At 32.3% G+C, this 18,803-nt stretch carries 18 protein-coding genes; 9 read left to right on the forward strand and 9 right to left on the reverse strand.

Features of this window, described 5'->3' with window-relative positions:
• Positions 1-3 precede the first annotated feature (3 nt).
• Complete coding sequence (locus tag BUA98_RS20875; RefSeq protein WP_072975736.1) at positions 4-1,095, reverse strand: glycosyltransferase; 1,092 nt, start codon at positions 1,093-1,095, stop codon at positions 4-6.
• A gap of 54 nt (positions 1,096-1,149) precedes the next feature.
• Here BUA98_RS20875 and BUA98_RS20880 point away from each other — a divergent pair, with 54 nt between their 5' ends.
• Positions 1,150-2,049: a glycosyltransferase gene (locus BUA98_RS20880; RefSeq protein WP_072975738.1), complete on the forward strand. Its 900-nt coding sequence runs from the start codon at positions 1,150-1,152 to the stop codon at positions 2,047-2,049.
• 266 nt (positions 2,050-2,315) lie between these two features.
• On the opposite strand, the gene BUA98_RS20885 is transcribed toward BUA98_RS20880, so the two are convergent.
• The 8 genes from BUA98_RS20885 to BUA98_RS20920 form a co-directional block, all read right to left on the reverse strand.
• Positions 2,316-3,062, reverse strand: a complete 747-nt coding sequence (locus BUA98_RS20885) for an acyltransferase (protein WP_072975740.1) — start codon at positions 3,060-3,062, stop codon at positions 2,316-2,318.
• A complete protein-coding gene (locus BUA98_RS20890) occupies positions 3,049-4,551 on the reverse strand; it encodes an oligosaccharide flippase family protein (RefSeq protein ID WP_072975742.1) in 1,503 nt (500 codons plus the stop codon). The genes BUA98_RS20885 and BUA98_RS20890 overlap by 14 nt, the downstream gene beginning before the upstream one ends.
• Before the next feature lie 3 nt (positions 4,552-4,554).
• A complete protein-coding gene (locus tag BUA98_RS20895) occupies positions 4,555-5,697 on the reverse strand; it encodes a DegT/DnrJ/EryC1/StrS family aminotransferase (protein WP_072975744.1) in 1,143 nt (380 codons plus the stop codon).
• Positions 5,694-6,644: a GNAT family N-acetyltransferase gene (locus BUA98_RS20900; RefSeq protein WP_072975746.1), complete on the reverse strand. Its 951-nt coding sequence runs from the start codon at positions 6,642-6,644 to the stop codon at positions 5,694-5,696. The genes BUA98_RS20895 and BUA98_RS20900 overlap by 4 nt, the downstream gene beginning before the upstream one ends.
• A gap of 126 nt (positions 6,645-6,770) precedes the next feature.
• On the reverse strand, positions 6,771-7,373 hold the full coding sequence (locus tag BUA98_RS20905; protein ID WP_072975748.1) for a trimeric intracellular cation channel family protein: 603 nt from the start codon (positions 7,371-7,373) through the stop codon (positions 6,771-6,773).
• A gap of 30 nt (positions 7,374-7,403) precedes the next feature.
• Complete coding sequence (locus tag BUA98_RS20910; protein WP_072975749.1) at positions 7,404-7,829, reverse strand: PH domain-containing protein; 426 nt, start codon at positions 7,827-7,829, stop codon at positions 7,404-7,406.
• Positions 7,829-8,677 carry a hypothetical protein gene (locus tag BUA98_RS20915; RefSeq protein WP_072975751.1) on the reverse strand — a complete coding sequence of 283 codons (849 nt, stop codon included), beginning with the start codon at positions 8,675-8,677 and terminating at the stop codon, positions 7,829-7,831. Before BUA98_RS20915 ends, BUA98_RS20910 begins: the two co-directional genes overlap by 1 nt.
• Before the next feature lie 266 nt (positions 8,678-8,943).
• The gene (locus BUA98_RS20920) at positions 8,944-9,687 is read right to left on the reverse strand and encodes an RDD family protein (protein ID WP_072975753.1); all 744 of its coding nucleotides are present in this window, start codon (positions 9,685-9,687) and stop codon (positions 8,944-8,946) included.
• A gap of 20 nt (positions 9,688-9,707) precedes the next feature.
• On the opposite strand from BUA98_RS20920, the gene BUA98_RS20925 reads away from it, so the two are divergent.
• From BUA98_RS20925 to BUA98_RS20960, 8 genes are all read left to right on the forward strand, one after another.
• Complete coding sequence (locus BUA98_RS20925) at positions 9,708-10,688, forward strand: stage II sporulation protein M (RefSeq protein WP_072975755.1); 981 nt, start codon at positions 9,708-9,710, stop codon at positions 10,686-10,688.
• 12 nt (positions 10,689-10,700) lie between these two features.
• On the forward strand, positions 10,701-11,474 hold the full coding sequence (locus BUA98_RS20930; RefSeq protein ID WP_072975757.1) for a DUF4129 domain-containing protein: 774 nt from the start codon (positions 10,701-10,703) through the stop codon (positions 11,472-11,474).
• Complete coding sequence (locus tag BUA98_RS20935; RefSeq protein ID WP_072975759.1) at positions 11,467-12,672, forward strand: DUF4350 domain-containing protein; 1,206 nt, start codon at positions 11,467-11,469, stop codon at positions 12,670-12,672. The genes BUA98_RS20930 and BUA98_RS20935 overlap by 8 nt, the downstream gene beginning before the upstream one ends.
• 150 nt (positions 12,673-12,822) lie before the next feature.
• Positions 12,823-13,836: an AAA family ATPase gene (locus tag BUA98_RS20940; RefSeq protein ID WP_072975760.1), complete on the forward strand. Its 1,014-nt coding sequence runs from the start codon at positions 12,823-12,825 to the stop codon at positions 13,834-13,836.
• 65 nt (positions 13,837-13,901) lie between these two features.
• Positions 13,902-15,230, forward strand: coding sequence for a DUF58 domain-containing protein (locus BUA98_RS20945; protein WP_072975761.1), 1,329 nt, complete (start codon positions 13,902-13,904; stop codon positions 15,228-15,230).
• Between the two features lie 48 nt (positions 15,231-15,278).
• Positions 15,279-16,643, forward strand: a complete 1,365-nt coding sequence (locus BUA98_RS20950) for a S41 family peptidase (RefSeq protein ID WP_072975762.1) — start codon at positions 15,279-15,281, stop codon at positions 16,641-16,643.
• 72 nt (positions 16,644-16,715) lie between these two features.
• Positions 16,716-17,801: an alkaline phosphatase family protein gene (locus tag BUA98_RS20955; protein WP_072975763.1), complete on the forward strand. Its 1,086-nt coding sequence runs from the start codon at positions 16,716-16,718 to the stop codon at positions 17,799-17,801.
• Between the two features lie 202 nt (positions 17,802-18,003).
• On the forward strand, positions 18,004-18,795 hold the full coding sequence (locus BUA98_RS20960) for a TrmH family RNA methyltransferase (protein WP_072975764.1): 792 nt from the start codon (positions 18,004-18,006) through the stop codon (positions 18,793-18,795).
• Positions 18,796-18,803 lie beyond the last annotated feature (8 nt).

Raw genomic sequence — 18,803 nt, forward strand, 5'->3', positions numbered from 1 at the left:
ATTTTAATTGGCTTTGAGTAAATGTAACCATTCTTGTCCAATTTTTTCTAATAAAAATGGATCAATACTTCTAAGTGTATTTTCTTTACAAGATTGATATAAAAAGGAATCTGAAACAAATAAATTCATTGCTTCTGAAAGTTTTTCCCAATTCTGATTTTCGACCAAAATTCCATTTTTAAAAGAAGTAATCATATCTCTCGGCCCGAAATCACAATCAAAACAAACAACAGGAATTTCACACGCCAAAGCTTCTAAAATAACATTCGGAAAACCTTCATTTTTACTGCTTAAAACCAAAAATTTAGCTTTGCTTAGATATTTAAAAGGATTGTTTTGATAACCCAAAAGATGGACAAATCCTGAAATATTATTTTCTAAAATTGCTTTATTAAGCTTTGCTTCGTCGCCATTTCCAATAATAACAAAATGAATTTGTTTTTGAGATAAATCAGATTGAGCGTAAGCTGAAATGAGTTTATCAAACTGCTTTATTCCATTTTCATACTGACCAATAGCAATTATAAAATCAAATTCTAACTCAATTTTTTCATTTTGTTCTTTTATAATTTCTTCTAAATAAATTGGATTATGAATCGTGACAACGTTTTTTAACTGATGCTTTTTTTCAATCAATGTTTTCATTTCATTTGTAATCGCCACATTCGCAAAACAATAATTATACATCAATCTTGTAAGCCAGGAATTATTCGGCATATAATGATCGATCAAAAAACTGTGAACGGTAAAAATCGTCTTGGTATTGTAAATAAATCGAGCAAGAACAAGTTCCTGAATTATCTTGGTTCGAAAACGAAAATCGATAATAAAATCGAATTCATTTTCATTCAAATATTTTCGCAAAGCCCATAATCTTTCGGCTTTATTAAAAATTCCGTTGCTTTTATTTTTGAGTAAACCGAGATTTACCAATTTACCCAAATACGGAAAACTTACTTCGTCTAAAACAATAATTATATTGACTTCAAAACCCTGATGCTGAAAAAAGATTGACAAATTTGCCATTACTCTGTCGCTTCCGCCTCCACTCAGACGGTAACCAATTAAAGCAATTTTCTTTTTTTTGTGAGACATTATCATCCGTGATTTCTTATTTTCGTATCAAATATATAACTCTTTAAAAACAATATGCAAGATAAATCATTAGTGACCATTATTTGCTTGTGTTACAATCAGGAAAAGTATGTTGTGGAGAGTTTATTTTCGGCAATACATCAAGATTATCCTTTTGTTGAAGTAATTATTGTGGATGATTTTAGTACCGATAATTCACGAAAAGTAATTCAAAAATGGCTTATTGATTATCCTGAAATTCGATTTATTGCCAATGAAACTAATTTAGGAAGTACAAAATCATTCAATAAAGCATTAAAATTAGCAAAAGGTGACTATATCATTGATTTAGCTTGCGATGATATTTTACTGTCCAATTGCGTTTCCTTACAGTTAAAAGCTTTTCAGGAAAGTTCGTTTAAAAAATTAGGTGTTGTTTATGGAAATGCCGAATTAATTAATGAAAAAGGCGATTTCTATTTTTATTATTTCCCTGTTGATTTTAATAAAAAAACGATCGAAAAAAGAGCAACAGGCGATATTTATCTGAGTGTTATTTCTGGTGGAAATAGTATTTGCTCGGTTTCATCAATGGTCAAAAAATCAGTTTTTGATGCTTTGAATGGTTACGATGAGAATCTGTCTTATGAAGATTTAGATCTTTGGATTAGAGCTTCCCGAATTTATGATTTTGATTATATTGATGAAATTTTAATTAAAAAAAGGATTTCGACCACTTCTTTCGGAACTCATTTTTTCATTAAAAATGATGCAAGATCTAAGAAAATAAATTATTCTACGTATCTAATAATTCAGAAAGCGATTCGGTTAAACCGAACAAAAATCGAACATAAAGCCATTCTGAGACGAATGCATTTTGAAATGACTTTGGCTTTTAAAACGAGTGATTATAGGTTGTTTTTCAAGTATATTTTATTAGAAATAAAACAAAGATTTCGGATAATATGCACATAAGTGCAAAAAGATCATTCATGTCAAAATAGAAAAGCTCCAGAGGAGCAAAATATTTATAGAAAATTTTTACATCACATTTAAAAAAGCTCCAGCGGAGCAAAATGTTTATAGCAAATTAGTAGATTCCGATTAAAAGCTTCAGCGGAGCGACATCGTTACTTTGTGTAAATTTAACATGGCACCCCTATGGGGTTTTGGAAAATATTAAATTATGTTTCTATACACATGACGTCCCGATGGGACTTCTCTTTTACTATCAATCTTAATCAAATCGTCAAAAAATCATCCAATTGTTCCTTCTCGCCTTCCCAATCTCTTGAAATATTATTTCTAATCAATTTTGCCGGAATTCCCCCAATCAAAATGTGTTCTCCTAAACTTTTATAATCTTTCGTACACAAACTATTCGAGGCAATTGTACAAAAATTTGGTGTTTGCGTTCCTTTCATAATAGAAACTCTATTACTCACAAAATTGTAATTTCCGATAAAAATGGGAGCTGATTTCTGCAATTTTTCGCCTGTTTGCGTATCAATTAAATCATGAAAATTAGTATCTATAATCTGAGCTTCAGAACCAAATCGTGCATAATCTCCGAGAACAATTTTTTCCGTACAAATTATTTTTCCGTTTGACCCCATTGAAGCCATATTTCCTAATTCACACGAAGCTTTTTCTCCGACAAAAACAAAACAATCTTTACCAAATTGGAACTTTCCTTTGAATGTCAATTTCCCTAAAATAAAGATTTCAGCAATTCCTTTATGAGCCGAATTGAGTTCGTAAGGCTGACCAAAACCAATCATTCCTTTTTGGATATTTCCTTCAATCTGAATATCTCCTTTTATCGAAGTAAATTTTACTCTTCCATAAAAGTAAACCGGGAGCTTTTTAGCGGTTTCAAAAGGGAATTTCTTAAAATTAAAATACAGCGTTTTGATCCAGTTTACTTTGCAGTAAAACCGGAATTTCTGATAAAAAGAGCGACATTTTCTATAACTATTCTGAATCATTTTTATCTTTTTTTCGCTGAACAAATGACGTAAATATTTCGTTTAGATTTATCTTTTTATTCAATTGATAAAAACTAAACGCAAACGAAATCAAAATCATCAAAGTCATTAAGCTGTATTTTAAAACTGAAATTTCAATATATCGAAGCAAAAATGTACTTATGCAAATCATAAAACAAACGAAATACATGATATAAAAATCGGAATTAAAATAGAAATCATAGCGATTTCTGGTAATGATTTTTAATCCAATAAAATGGAATAAAAAATAAACACAAAAGCTAAATCCTAAACCTTCTAATCCATAAAAATAATAACCTGAAACATTCATTATCAAGGACAAAATATTAAAACCGATTGCGGTTTTAATAAACATTTTCGAATCTCCTTTAGCTATCAAAATAAATCCCATCGCCCAGGAAACGGCACGGAACAACATTCCTATAATCCCAAAACAAACCATTGGAATAATAGCATTGAAATTAGCCGTATAAATGATTGGAACTATGACCGAAATGAAAGTCAGAAACAAGACAATAATTGGCGTTATGATAATGATCGAGATAAATGCCTGTTGCATAACGCTCTCTCTAACTTTACCATTATCAAAATTGATGGAAGATAATTTCGGAAAGTAATCGGTACTCATTACGGTAAAAATTATTCCGACATAAGAATTCAGCAAAGTAAAACCGGCGTTGTAAAATCCAACTTGTTCTAAACCTCCATTTTTTCCAATATAAATCTGAACCAAATACGTTGACAAAAGTGTCAAAACACTACTTATTGTCAGCATAAAACCTAATTTAACGATTGATTTTCCTTCTAATAAAACTGCAGAAGTGGAAAGCTTTTCTTTTTCGGTTTTGATTTTATTATAATAATAAAATGAGAAAATTAATGCCGATAAAGAAGCAATAATTATGGTTGGAATTATTGCATCAATTCTTAAAAAATAATACAACGGAATCGAAAAAAGCAATCCGAATAAATTACCATATAAATTGGCTTTGGCCAGCAATTTCATTTGTCGTAATCCTTGTAAAACGGCTAATTGACCCGACGATAATTGCTTAAATAAAACGGTTATCGCAATAAATACAAACGAATAAGTCTGACTCGAATCTCCAAAAGTCATTACGCTCAATGCTTTTGAAAAAAGAATCGTCAGCAACATTCCGAAAATTCCCGTAAAAAAAACAATCTTTTTTACGATTTGAATGGTCTTTGAAACTGTTTTTAAATCGTCATTTTTATAATCTTCTGAGATGTTTTTCACAGCGCTGGTTTCGATTCCGAAGCCTGAAATACTGCTTATTATACTCAAAGTTGAATTCAGCAAAGCAATAATTCCCATTCCTGCCGGACCGATAAAAACCGCAATTAATTTGGTTCTGACAATCGAAATCAAAATATTAAAAAACTGAACGCCTCCAAAAAGTGAAGTCGTTTTTAGAATTTGCTGATATGAAGATTTACTATCAGACACGAATTAATATTGATTTAAAATTTCGATAATAAAATCGACTTCTGTCTCCGTTAAAACCGGACTCATTGGTAAACTTAAAACTTCATTATGGATTTTCTCCGTAATTGGAAAGGACAAATTATTCCATTCTAAAAAAGCTTTTTGCTGATGTGGCGGAATTGGATAATGAATTACAGTCTGAATATTATTTTGCATTAAATATTCCTGTAAAGCTTCTCTATTTTCGGTTCTAATCACGAACAAATGAAACACATGATTAGTCGAGAAATCCCAAAACGGCAATATTATTTTATCATTTTTGATTTCAGCCAAATAACGTTTTGCAATCGCACGACGCTTCTCATTATCTGCATTTAAATTTGGTAATTTCAAATTTAAAAATGCAGCCTGAAGCTCGTCTAATCTGGAGTTTACACCAATATATTCGTTATAATATTTTTGTTCAGAACCATAATTACGAAGTGAGAAAAGTACTTTCGCTAACTCTGAATCGTTTGTTGTAATTGCGCCTCCATCACCCAAACATCCAAGATTTTTTCCTGGGTAAAAACTATAAGCTATCGCTCGCAAAGGCTCTTCGACTTCGCTCAGAGTGACATTCGTATCGTTTGGAATTTGGAATTTAAAATTATTGGAATTTTCAAAGGCTCCATGCGATTGGGCGCTATCTTCAACAACAATTAAATTATTTTGGATTGCAATTTCATTTATTTGATTCATTTCAACCAATTGTCCGTATAAGTGAACGGCTAAAATTGCTTTTGTTTTTGGAGTGATTTTCTCCTGAATCAAATCCGGATTGATGTTGTAGGTTTCTAATTTCGGTTCGACTAAAATTGGAATTAAATCGGCTTGTAAAATGGCTAGAATACTGGCAATATAAGTATTTGCGGGAACAACAACTTCATCGCCTTTCTGAAGCTTTCCTAATTGAATGTAGCCTTTAAAAATCAATACTAAGGCATCAAAACCATTCCCTACTCCAATGCAATATTTCGTTTGGTTATATTCAGCGAAAGCCTTTTCAAATGTCTCCAATTCTTTTCCTAAAATATACCAGCCATTATTTAAAACCAATTGCAGTTTTTCCTGAAAAGCAGTTTCATACGGTTCGTTTATTTTTTTTAGATCCAGAAATGGTATCATTTAATATCGATTTTATAAAAATCCTGATTGTAAACAGCACAGCCTAATTCTTCTTTTTGTTGCAAAAGACCGGAATGATACCCTTTTTCATTTTCCTCATTCACAATTCCCATATCAAAAAACTTTTTGCCTTTTCGTTTATATTTATGCATCAAATTAATGAATAAAAAATCCAATGCTCTTACTTGTTCCCCTTTTTCAGAAGTGGCGCCGTATTGCGATTTGACTACATTCTCCGTTTCAAAAATAGTTATTCCGGCGATAATTTCATCTTTCTGATAAACGGAATACTGCCTGATCTTTTCAGGGAATTTTTGTTTTAGTGAAGTTATTTCTTCTTTAGTGTGAACAGGTTTTGCGTTGAATTTCTCCAATAATCTTGGTTCCAGAATCGTTTCCCAAAAAGGTTCAAAATCTTTTTCTTCTATAATATCTAAATCAAGATTCTCAATCCTTCTAAAATGCTTCATTTTGCTTTTAGAAATATGCAAAGGCAATTGCAGGTTTACTGCCATATTCATTTCTTTTCGTTCTGGCAAAGCGCCTCTTTGATGCAAAAAGAAATCAATTTCCTGATTTCCCTTCGAAAAATAAAAACCCGGAATGGGTTTATAATGAAAAGCTTCAATTGAATTTTCTTTTAAAAAAGATAAAATTTCATCTAAAATGGATTCGACTTTTTCTGCCTTTAATTTAGCTGCAAACAATAATCCTCCATATGTTAAACCCTGATGAGAATATACCGATTTTCCATTTATATTGGCAGGCAAAATAGCCTTGAGTTTTTCATTTTCAAAAACCAAAAGCGAAAAATCTTCAAAACGATCCTGATGATATTCCATAAAATCACGATGAAACAAAAACGTAGCATTCTTAGCCAGAGCGACAAAATCGTTCCAGATGACGTAATCGTTCTGATCGTATTTTTTTATAGAATATTTGGTCATTTTCAACTAATGCTATTTATTTTCAAGTGAAAGTTAGCCACGAATTCACGAATTTTTATTTGTTTCCTGGTTAATAAAATTCGTGAATTCGTGGCTAAAAATCTTCAATTATTATTTTATAAAATCTTATTTATGACTAAATGCCGGTAAATACCATTTGAATTTTACCGCCAGCAAACGTACGGTAATAATCACAACCGAAGTCAGTAAATATAAAATATCGTTATCTAAGTTCAGGCTTCTTAGTGCAAAAAACACGATTCCGCCGAAAATGCAAATCGTAGCATAGATCTCTCTTCTAAAGATCGTTGGAATCTCAGTACATAAAATATCCCGAATTACACCACCAAAACAAGCCGTCATCGTTCCTAAAGCAATACAAATTACAGGATGCAATCCTTTTGAAATCCCTTTTTCCAGGCCAATTAAAGTAAAAACGCCCAATCCGATTGTATCAAATAAAAACAACGAAGTTCTCAGTTTTTCAAACTTTTTACGGAAAAGAATAGCAAGCAAAAAGCCTAGAATAATTACATAAACATATTGCAAATCTTTCATCCAGCCCACCGGGGTTCTCCCAATTAAAACATCGCGAAGTGTTCCACCGCCAACGGCCGTCACAAAAGCAATAATAAAAACCCCAAACGGATCCAGTTTTTTATGCATTGCCGTTAAAGCGCCGGACATGGCAAAAGCCATTGTACCGATAATATCTAGTAAGTGAAACATTTTTTTTTGAGATGCTAAGGTTCTGAGATGCTAAGTTACTAAGGTTTTATTCTTTAATTTAACTTCTACCTGAGGATTTATTTTTTTAATTGCTTCTATAAATTGCACCTTTTCTTTTGGAGAAATCACAACGGTATCAAATTTATTATATAAAATTTCCAGTCTGTCAAAAGAAACTGCCGGTGCACTCATAATGGTATTGGTTTCAGAAATCTTTTTTATCTGCTGAATTTCAATCGAAATATTGACTAAAAAACCACTTTTAATATGCAACTTTTCATTTTCTATAGTGTAAAAAGTGGTTGAAAACATATGAGCAATAAAAAGAATTTGGCAAAAAATCAAAAGAGATACAGACCACGAACCATCATAAAGCAATTTTATAAACATTCCGCCTAAAACAACTGCCAAAAAAAGCACTAGCCCAATACTAATTTTCGATTTAAATGTTGCCATTACTTTTTAATATAAATTGGGCTTCTCTTCAATAAATACGTAATCGAATCGATCCAACTGTCTTTCAAATTAAGGAAAGGTTTGCGCGTTTGAGAATAAATTTTAGTATTGTTTTTATACATGTCAAAATACACATTATAGTAATAATACATTTGTGTATTGGCAATTGTTGTCGAATAATCGTTTGATTTTATTTTCTTATCGTTGTTGCTTATTGTTGTACTTCCGCTTCCATAAGTTGATGCAGTTGAACTTGTTGACATCGTGTATGAAATTTTTGCCGCAATGATATTATCAACTCCCAGAATTTTTTCGAGATCTGCAATTGGCGTTTCGTCGATATTATGGTGATCAATTCCAGCTTTATGCAATAAACTATTTGTCGTTCTAAGATCCTGAACCGTTAGCGGAAAAATGTTTGCCGATTTGTCCAGCAATTTGTTATACATGTCATTTTGGGCGAATTTAGACATATCTTCAGAACTTTGCATATTGTCCGAATTTACATAAGGAACTGGGAGCACGGCAATTGTGTTTGGTTTCATTTCAGCAACACTAATTGGACCTGGAGCAGATGGTATATATGTGCTTCCTGCAGAAACATCAAAAGTCTGTGATCTTCCGCTCGCAAAATCAATTCTGGCAATTTGCGAAACATCCAATGAAATTTGAATCGCTTCTCCTGGTAAAGAATATTCAACCGTTTGGTCAGATATTTTTGAGATTGTTCCTTCAATAATCGTATAATCTCTTTTAATAATTTTATCGAGTTTTTTTCCGCCTTGAGCGAAACCAAAAACAGATACAAACAACATCAAAATTACTGCAATAACTTTCTTTATTTTCATGGTATTTAGATTAAATTAAATTTAAAAAATTAACGTTCTTAACAAAGTTAAGAAATCATCTTACAAAAACCATGATAGATTACAAATAAGAATAAGAATTTTTAGGAGCTATGTCCTGCCGTTCCTTCCAATCTTTTGTGCCTCCCCATAGCTATCGGGACCGGTACAAAAGGATTTTTGCTCCCATCGGGGCTAGGGCAATTATTTTCAAAAGAAAAAAGAGTAAACTTAGCCTCTTAGAATCTCAGAAACTTAGCCTCTTGGACCTACATATTCTGAGTATAATAATTGTAGTCCTTCAAAACCACTTTAATAAAATCGCTATTATCGCCAGATTGGTTTTTAATTCCGGTTACACTTTCAATTTTGGCAACCAGTTTATAAATAATTTCATGATCATTTTTCTTCACCGCTTTCTGAAACGTTTCTTTTATGATTCGCATATCGTTGTCCGATAATTTAATAACCAAAGGATAAGTTGGAACATAAGAAGTTCCAATTTCTTCAAGAATAGTATGACTGATATTTATTTTGTTTTTTAAAGTAATAACAGCCGTTCCCGCTGCCATATCGCCTAATCGTTGTGACTTTTTACTTGTAACTATAGATATCAAAGCGACCATTCCGCCCATAATCGAAAAATCAACCAATCTAAAAAACCAACGGATAAAATAATCTCCAAAGCCGGCCTGATAACCATCAATTTTAACCACTTTTATCTTGAGTAGTTTTTTACCAAAAGTTTGTCCTTCAAAAATACTTTCTAAAGTAATCGTATAAACCAAAATAGGGAAACTTATAATAAAAACAACGGCTCTGATCGACCAGGTATCCAATGAATCGAATACTCTTTCAAAATGAAAAAAGTAAAAAAGTATCAAACCAACAACCAGTAAATAAGATCCTTTAATGATTAAATCAATAAAATAAGACCCTAATCGCTCGCCAACAGAGGCAGCGATAAAATTTATTTTAACATTTTGTGTTGTGTTAATAGATAATTCTGACATATTTTATATTTTAGCCTACAATGAGAGAAGTTGCCTTCATAAAACAAAATAAAGAAAAATGGCTGGAGTTTGAACTCGCTATTTTTGGTAAAGCTAAAAAAAATCCTGATGAGTTAGCTAATTTGTACATTCAAATGATGAATGACCTCGCCTATGCACAAACTTATTATCCTAAAAGTAAAACGGTTATTTACTTAAATCATCTGGCTTCTCAGATCTATCAAAAAATATATAAAACGAAACGAACTGAAAAAAACAAGTTAGTAGAATTCTTTAAAACAGAAGTTCCTTTGCTTGTTTACGAATACAAAAGGTATTTATTGTATGCTTTTGTTTTCTTTTTTGCCTTTGTTGCTATCGGCGCTATTTCTGCCCGCTATGATCCCGATTTTACCCGATTAATTATGGGCGATGATTATGTGAATATGACTTTAGAAAACATCAAAAAAGGGAATCCGATGGCTGTTTATGGTTCTTCTGCCAACTGGGGAACTTTTATTGGTATTACGGTAAACAATATTCAGGTGGGAGCGGCATGCTATTTTTATGGCATTTTTGGCGGACTTGGTACTTTCTATTATTTATTACAAAACTGTATTATGCTGGGTTCCTTTCAGTATTTTTTCTTCGAGCATGGTGTTTTCTGGAAAAGTGTTCGTGGTATCTGGATTCACGGTTCTATGGAAATTTTTGCCATTGTAATTGAGTCGGCAGCCGGGTTTATTTTTGGCGCTTCTATCCTTTTTCCTAAGACTTTTTCGAGATTAAATTCTTTTAAAATTGGATTCAAAAACAGTTTCAAAATCTACCTAAGCACACTTCCCTTTACTTTTATGGCAGGATTTCTGGAAGGTTTTGTTACACGATATTCTATTGATATGCCTATTTGGTTAAGCATTCTTATAATACTATCAACCTTGAGTTTAATCTCCTATTATTATTTAGTTTACCCTTTTATAGTACACAAAAAAGCACAACAATTATCAGCCAAATTGACTTAACCGAATCCAATAATGAAGAGAATTTTTCTTATTATATCTTTCTTTTTTTGCTTTAGTATCTCACATGCTCAGGATACTTTGGCGGAAGCCGAACCTCCAAAAGTGGCTGCAATAAAATATACTGAAAAGGACATTCAGATCGATTCAGATACTATTGAAGCCCAAACATTTCCCGAAAACTTCAAAAAAAAATATACCGATCCGGAATTTAATTACGAACCAAAAGCACCGGAAAGAGGGCTTTGGGATAATATTAAAGAATGGATTGCCAATTTATTGAGGAAAATTTTCTCTTTTACTGATGCCAAAACGTCTATCACCGTTACCATTATTATATTGCGAATATTGGCCGTTTTGGTGATTATTGTGGTCATTTATTTGATCGTAAAAGCCTTAATCAATAAAGAAGGACAATGGATTTTTGGAAAAAATGCCAATAAAAGAGCCATTCAATATTCTGATATCGAAAAAAACATTCATTTACTGGATTTTAAAAAATTAATACAGGAAAGTATTCAAAACGGAGAAAAAAGACTCGCCATTAGGTACTATTATCTATGGTTATTAAAAGTAATGGCGCAGAATAATTACATTGAATGGGATATCGAAAAAACCAATTCAGATTATTTATACGAACTAAAAAGTCCGGTTTACAAAGAAGATTTTACCTATCTCTCCTACTTGTATAATTACATTTGGTATGGCGAATTTGAAATTGATGAAACCACTTTTACAAAAGCCGAAAACCGCTTTAAGAAATCTATAAAAACCTTTAGCAATGAATAAATCGATCAAAATTTATGTCGCTATTCTGGTTTTTGTTTTAGCCTTAATCCTAATTTCAGACCGCGACGAGAAAAAGCCTATCGACTGGCGCCCAACATTTTCTGTACACGATAAAATTCCGTACGGATTATATATTCTGAATAAAGAAATTAAACCTCTTTTAAAAAATCAGAAAATTGAAAGAATTGCTGACATAACACCGTATGAATATTTGGATTCAAAATACGATGCTGATACTTTGGTTGAAAATTACAAAATACAAGGTACTTTTTTAAGCATTTCAGATCTTGAAAATATTGACGAACAATCGGTTAAAGAACTTTTTTATTTTGTTTCACGCGGAAATAATGCATTTTTAAGCATGAGAACATTTCCAGAAGCCTTAATGGACAGCCTGAAAATTGATACCAAATTTGAATTCCACCAGCCAAAAAATAATATAATCTGGATGGCAAATAAAAATGTAAGTTCTAAAAAATACGTTTTTCAACAAGCTGTAGAAGATTATTTTACTAAAATCGATACTGCAAATACAACAGTTTTAGGATATCAAAGCAATGAGAAAAAAGAAAGAGACATCAATTTTATAAAAGTCCCCTATAAAGACGGTAATTTTTACCTGCATACGCAGCCAGCGGCGTTTACGAACTTTCATTTATTAAAAAAAGATCATTTTCAATATGCTGAAAATGTGCTGTCCTATATCCCAAAAGGCGATGTTTTTTGGTATACCAAATTGCAAAACGACAAATCGATTTCGCATTCTCCTTTGCGTTATATTCACAGTCAGCCTGCGCTGAAATGGGCCTGGTATTTAAGCTTAATCGGAATTCTGATTTTTATTATTTTTAATGCCAAACGAAAACAAAGAATTGTTCCGGTATTAAAACCTTTACCTAACTTAACGGTCGATTTCACTAAAACGATTGGAAATTTATATTATCAGGAAGGTGACCATGAGAATTTAATCGATAAAAAAATCATTTATTTTCTGGAGAAAATCAGAAATGAATATTTAATTGACACAACAAAATTGGATGATGTTTTTATTCAAAAACTACATCATAAAACAGGAAAAAATATAGCCGATATTCAGGAATTGGTTTTTCTGATTAATGAACATCGAAATAGTTATCACGGAAGTCTCGAAGAAGATTTAATCCGAATTAATAACGCGATCGAGAAAATTTTACATTAAGAAATAATTAGCACAGGTTAAATATTTCACGAAGATTAAAAAAGATTCTAGCAGATCTGCGCAAATTTTCACAAATAAAATTCAAATAAAATCTGCAAAATCTGCGTAAAAAAAAATAAAAAATTTAACAGAAGAAAAACATACCAAACCATGGACGATATCAATACCCCAGAAACCGAGATCACAAATGAAAATGTGAATTTTGAAACCAGAATAAATTTAGCGCCTCTTTTGGAGCATGTAAATGCTATTAAAACAGAATTAGAAACTGTCATTGTGGGGCAACAAAAAATGATTGATCAGCTTTTGGTTGCGATTTTATCAAACGGACATGTTTTGTTGGAAGGTGTTCCGGGAGTTGCCAAAACGATTACCGCAAAACTATTATCAAAAACCTTAAATATTGGCTTTAGCCGAATTCAGTTTACGCCGGACTTGATGCCGTCAGATATATTAGGAACTTCGATTTTCAATTTAAAAAGTTCTGAATTTGAATTCAAACAAGGACCTATTTTCTCCAATCTAATTTTGATAGATGAGATAAACCGTGCTCCTGCCAAAACACAAGCTGCCCTTTTTGAAGTTATGGAAGAGCGCCAGATTACTATTGATGGATCAGCCTTTCAATTGGAAACTCCATTTTTGGTTATTGCCACACAAAACCCAATTGAGCAAGAAGGAACATATCGTTTGCCTGAAGCACAATTAGACCGTTTTTTATTCAAAATAACAATTGATTATCCAAAATTAGACGAAGAAATCCTAATCATTCAGAGAGAGCATTTATTGCAGGATCACGGAAAACTGGAAGCGATTAAAACAATACTTTCTGCCGAAGAAATAAAAGGCTATCAAGGTTTGGTAAAACAAATTAGAGTGGAACAAAATCTTTTAGAATATATCGCCAGAATTGTAGTTAACACCAGAGAAAATGCTTTTTTATACTTAGGAGCTTCACCGCGTGCTTCAATAGCAATTTTGAATGCAGCCAAAGGTTTCGCTGCCATTCGTGGTCGCGATTTCGTAACTCCTGAAGATGTTAAAGAAGCAGCAATTCCGGTTTTACAACACCGTGTTATTGTAAATCCTGAACGTGAAATGGAAGGCATTACAAGCTCTGAAATCATCAAGCAAATTCTTGAAACAGTTGAAATACCAAGATAATTGTGAATTGACAATTAGTGCGAAACCTGAAGCCTGAAACTTGAAACTTTAAAACCTTTTTTAAATTGAAATTCATCAAAAGCCTTTATCTCAATAACTTCTTTTTCTACATTCTATTAGGGATTATAGGAATGTTTGTTTGTGCTTTTATTTTTCCGAATTTATACAACAGCGTTTGGTTTATTATTTTGGTTTTAACCACGTTTTTGGGTCTGGACATTTTGCTTTTATATGTATCAAAAGGAATTGAAGCTTCAAGAAAAACACCAGAAAAACTTTCAAACGGTGATTTAAATCCCATTCAGATTACAATTAAAAACGGTTATACTTTTCCGATTTCGATTAAAATTATTGATGAAATTCCGTTTCAATTTCAGGTACGTGATTTCAAAATCATTAAAACGATTCCGGCTTCTACTCAAAAAGAATTGGTTTATGATTTACGACCAACAGAACGAGGAGAATATTACTTTGGGAATTTAAACATCTATGTTTCTTCCCCTTTAAAATTAATTTCCCGAAGATTTACTTTCGATAAAGATCAAATGGTGCCGACTTATCCTTCGTATATTCAATTGAAGAAATACGATTTATTGGCTTTTTCGAATAATTTGTATCAATACGGAATCAAGAAAATTCGCCGAATTGGTCATACCATGGAATTTGAGCAAATTAAGGAATATGTTCAGGGAGACGATTTAAGAACAATAAACTGGAAAGCCACGGCAAAGAAAAATTCATTGATGGTGAATCAGTTTCAGGATGAAAAATCACAATCGGTTTATATGGCGATTGATAAAGGCCGTGTGATGCAAATGCCTTTTGATGGTTTGAGTTTACTAGATTATGCCATAAATTCTACACTTGTTTTATCGAATGTTATTCTGAAAAAACAAGACAAAGCCGGAATTTTTGCATTCTCCAAAAAAGTAGAAAACAGAGTTTTTGCAGAAAGAAGATCTTCGCAAATGCAAAAAATTCTGGAGACTTTATACAACGTCAAAACTGATTTTTTTGAAAGTGATTACAGCCGATTGTATGTCGACATTAAGAAAAATATCAATCAGAGAAGTTTGATTATTTTGTATACCAATTTCGAAACCATGGATGGTTTAAACCGACAATTACCTTATTTAAAAGGAATTGCAAAAAGCCATTTATTAGTTGTTGTTTTCTTTAGCAATACCGAATTAAACGCTATCATCAACAAAAAAACAGATACTGTTCAGGAAATTTACGATAAAGTCATAGCCGAAAAATTCATGTTCGAAAAACGCTTAATCGCCAATGAATTGAAGAAATACGGAATTCATTCGGTTTTGACACAGCCTGAGAATTTGACTTTGGATGCTATTAATAAGTATTTGGAGATTAAGGCGAGGGGGATTTTATAAAGCTCATCCTATTAAGTACATCAATCATAGTCAAATCAAAATATCAAAATGAAAAAAGCTTTTATTGTTACGTTCTTATTTTGTTCGATCAACCATTTTGGACAAATTCCGAACACATTAACACCAAGTGATAAAGTTTACGGACTTTCAAAATTCTGGCAGGAAGTCAATTATAACTTTGTTTATTTAGATAAAGTAAACAGAACCACATGGGATAATCGATTTAAAGAACTTATTCCAATTGTTCAAAACACAAAAAATGATTACGAGTATTATCGCGAACTACAAAAGTTGTGTGCATTATTAAAAGACGGACACACGAATGTTTACCTTCCAAAGGGTATTGAGCCCATGAATACCATGTTTGGTGATTACAGACTTTTTATTCAAAACATAGAAGGCAAAGCAATAATAATCAGGACTAATTTAAGTAAGAAAGAAGAGATTCCAGCCGGTAGTGAGATTATAGAAGTTAATGGAAAGTCAACGCAAAAATTCATTGATGAAGATGTTGCGCCCTATATATCATCATCAACAGATTATGTTTTACAAGATTGGAGCATTTCTAATTTGTTAAAAGGTTTGGAAGGAGAAACTTTTACAATTAAAATAAAAAAACCTAATAAAAAAATTATTGAACTTACCTTAACCCATAAAAAGACAGAAGAAAAAGAAGTGTTCCCTCCTTTTGAACCAGATAGGCAACTTTTGGATTTCAAATGGATCAATAAAGAAACAGCATATGTTTCATTAAACTCCTTTGGAGATCAAAAAATTGACAGTTTATTTATTGAAAAACTCCCCGAGTTATACAAAGCAAAATCATTAATAATTGACTTGCGATACAATGGCGGCGGAAATACAAACGTTGGTGTCCAAATATTACAGTACTTAACAAATGATACCATTGTTTATGGATCAAGACAAAAAAGCCGATCTCATATTCCTGCATTTAAAGCATGGGGAAAATTTGTTAATGAAAAAGATACTTTAAATAATTCATGGCAGAAAAAAGCTTTTTTGTCATATCATGATCAATATTTTTATGATTTTGAATATCATCCTGGCACGATTCGGTTAAAAGCAAAAAGAATTGTTGTGCCCACAGTAATTTTACTTGGACATAATACAGCTTCTGCCGCTGAGGATTTTTTAATTTATGCCGATAATCAAAAACATATGATAAAAATGGGCCAGAAATCTTTTGGCAGTACAGGACAGCCTTTTTTATTTGATTTGCCAGGTGGCGGTTCTGCCAGAGTTTGCACCAAAAAAGATACTTATCCGGATGGACGAGAATTTGTAGGCTATGGTATCAAACCAGATATTGAAATTATTCCAACTCTTAACGATTATTTAAATAACAGAGATAAAACACTGGAAGAAGCAATAAAATATTTAAAAAAGAAATAATCTGTCTCATTAGTTTTTTAACCTAACTCTAGTTATAATTGTTTTAAATCTATTAATTTAAAGTAAGATACAATGAAAAAAATATTATTATCTGCGTTTGTTTTAATAAGCTTTTTAAGTAACGCCCAAAAAACAGAAAACATCATCATCATTACCACAGACGGTTTTAGATGGCAGGAAGTATTTAAAGGAATGGATCCGGCAATTGCCAATGATAAAAGATTCAATCAGGGAGACAGTACTTACATTTATAAGAAATATTCAAGTGCCGATATTAAAGAAAGCCGTAAAAAATTAATGCCTTTTTTATGGTCAGAAATTGTTTCGAAAGGGCAAATTTATGGTAATCGTGATTTAGGGAACAAAGTCGATGTATCCAATCCTTATTGGTTCAGTTATCCGGGATATAGCGAAATTATGACAGGAAATGTTGATGTAGCTATTAATTCAAATAGTTATAAAGCGAATCCAAATGTGAATATTTTAGAATTTCTAAATCAACAACCAAAACTTAAAGGAAAAACAGCTGCGTTTGGTGCCTGGGACGCTTTTGACAGAATTTTGAACGAAGAAAGAAGTGGTTTTCCGGTTATTTCAGCGTATGATAATGTGGGAGGAAACAAACCTACAGCAACTCAAAAGTTGTTAAATGACATGCGTAATAATTCGTATAAACCATTTCATGAAGACGAATGTCTGGATGTTTTCACCCATTATCAGGCCTTAAACGAACTCAAAACAAATAAACCAAAAGTACTTTATATAGCTTACGGTGAAACAGATGAATGGGCGCATCATGCACAGTACAAATCGTATCTGGACGCCGCCAACCAAGTTGATAAATGGATCAAAGAAATCTGGGACTTTGTACAAAACGACCCGCAATACAAAAATAAAACCACTTTATTGATCACTGTAGATCACGGCCGTGGCGACAAAACAAAAGCCCAATGGACAGATCATGGCTCTGATGTGCCAGGAGCATCTGAAATTTGGTTTGCTGTGATGGGACCAGAAATTGCAGCAAAAGGTGAAATTAAAACAGAAGGTCAATTGTATCAAAAACAATTTGCTCAAACCATCGCCAAAATTATGGGGTACAATTTCACCACAACACATCCTGTTGCCAATGAAATTCCAGAATTACTAAAAAAATAATTTAAAAGTTTTTTTGCAACGAATTCCACGAATTTCCACTAATATTTTATCCAAACAAAGCAGAAGTAATTAGTGGAAATTTTTGGAATTCGTTGCAAACTTTTTTGTTTCATGTTACTGAAACCTACAAGGTTTCGAAAACCTTGCAGGAAGAAAAAAACTCTGTACCTTTGAACCTTTGCAACTTTGAGCCTTTAAAAAAATGAAACAAATTACTTCTATTCAAAATCCATTTATAAAATCACTTGTTTTACTGCAGGAAAAAGCAAAGGCCCGCAAACAAACCGGAACATTTTTGATTGAAGGTTTACGAGAGATTTCAATCGCCTTAAAAGGTGGTTATGAAGTAGAAACGGTTTTGTTTTTACCGGAATTGGTTACTGAAAGTCAAATTACTAAATTGGTAAACTCACCAGTTCAATTAATTGAAATCACCAAAGAAGTTTATCAAAAACTAGCGTATCGCGATACTACCGAAGGAATTTTGGCTGTAGCCAAAACCAAATCAATGCAATTATCAGATTTAAAATTATCTGATAATCCATTAATTTTAGTAGCTGAAGCACCTGAAAAACCAGGTAATATCGGAGCGCTTTTGCGTACTGCGGATGCTGCCAATCTTGATGCGGTTTTAATTGCCAATCCAAAAAGTGATTTATACAATCCAAATATTGTGCGTTCAAGCGTAGGTTGTTTGTTTACCAATCAAATTGCAACGGGAACCACAGACGAAATCATTGCTTATTTGAAAGAAAAAAAGATTGATTTTTATTGCGCTACTTTACAAAATTCAACATCCTATCATACTCAGGATTTCACTACTCCAACAGCTTTAGTTGTCGGTACCGAAGCCACCGGATTAACACAAGAATGGCGTGATGCGGCTACACAAAACATCATAATTCCGATGCAAGGTGAGATTGACAGCATGAACGTTTCGGTTGCGGCTGCGATTTTAATTTTTGAAGCCAAACGCCAAAGAGGATTTAACTAAAACTTAAA

The sequence above is a fragment of the Flavobacterium saccharophilum genome (genome assembly GCF_900142735.1).
Lineage (GTDB): Bacteria > Bacteroidota > Bacteroidia > Flavobacteriales > Flavobacteriaceae > Flavobacterium > Flavobacterium saccharophilum.

Excerpts from the sequence above, each read along its gene's own strand:
- BUA98_RS20875 (WP_072975736.1), bottom strand. The coding sequence starts at position 1,095 with ATGTCTCACAAAAAAAAGAAAATTGCTTTAATTGGTTACCGTCTGAGT.
- BUA98_RS20880 (WP_072975738.1), top strand. The coding sequence starts at position 1,150 with ATGCAAGATAAATCATTAGTGACCATTATTTGCTTGTGTTACAATCAG.
- BUA98_RS20885 (WP_072975740.1), bottom strand. The coding sequence starts at position 3,062 with ATGATTCAGAATAGTTATAGAAAATGTCGCTCTTTTTATCAGAAATTC.
- BUA98_RS20895 (WP_072975744.1), bottom strand. The coding sequence starts at position 5,697 with ATGATACCATTTCTGGATCTAAAAAAAATAAACGAACCGTATGAAACT.
- BUA98_RS20900 (WP_072975746.1), bottom strand. The coding sequence starts at position 6,644 with ATGACCAAATATTCTATAAAAAAATACGATCAGAACGATTACGTCATC.
- BUA98_RS20905 (WP_072975748.1), bottom strand. The coding sequence starts at position 7,373 with ATGTTTCACTTACTAGATATTATCGGTACAATGGCTTTTGCCATGTCC.
- BUA98_RS20910 (WP_072975749.1), bottom strand. The coding sequence starts at position 7,829 with ATGGCAACATTTAAATCGAAAATTAGTATTGGGCTAGTGCTTTTTTTG.
- BUA98_RS20915 (WP_072975751.1), bottom strand. The coding sequence starts at position 8,677 with ATGAAAATAAAGAAAGTTATTGCAGTAATTTTGATGTTGTTTGTATCT.
- BUA98_RS20920 (WP_072975753.1), bottom strand. The coding sequence starts at position 9,687 with ATGTCAGAATTATCTATTAACACAACACAAAATGTTAAAATAAATTTT.
- BUA98_RS20925 (WP_072975755.1), top strand. The coding sequence starts at position 9,708 with ATGAGAGAAGTTGCCTTCATAAAACAAAATAAAGAAAAATGGCTGGAG.
- BUA98_RS20930 (WP_072975757.1), top strand. The coding sequence starts at position 10,701 with ATGAAGAGAATTTTTCTTATTATATCTTTCTTTTTTTGCTTTAGTATC.
- BUA98_RS20935 (WP_072975759.1), top strand. The coding sequence starts at position 11,467 with ATGAATAAATCGATCAAAATTTATGTCGCTATTCTGGTTTTTGTTTTA.
- BUA98_RS20940 (WP_072975760.1), top strand. The coding sequence starts at position 12,823 with ATGGACGATATCAATACCCCAGAAACCGAGATCACAAATGAAAATGTG.
- BUA98_RS20950 (WP_072975762.1), top strand. The coding sequence starts at position 15,279 with ATGAAAAAAGCTTTTATTGTTACGTTCTTATTTTGTTCGATCAACCAT.
- BUA98_RS20955 (WP_072975763.1), top strand. The coding sequence starts at position 16,716 with ATGAAAAAAATATTATTATCTGCGTTTGTTTTAATAAGCTTTTTAAGT.
- BUA98_RS20960 (WP_072975764.1), top strand. The coding sequence starts at position 18,004 with ATGAAACAAATTACTTCTATTCAAAATCCATTTATAAAATCACTTGTT.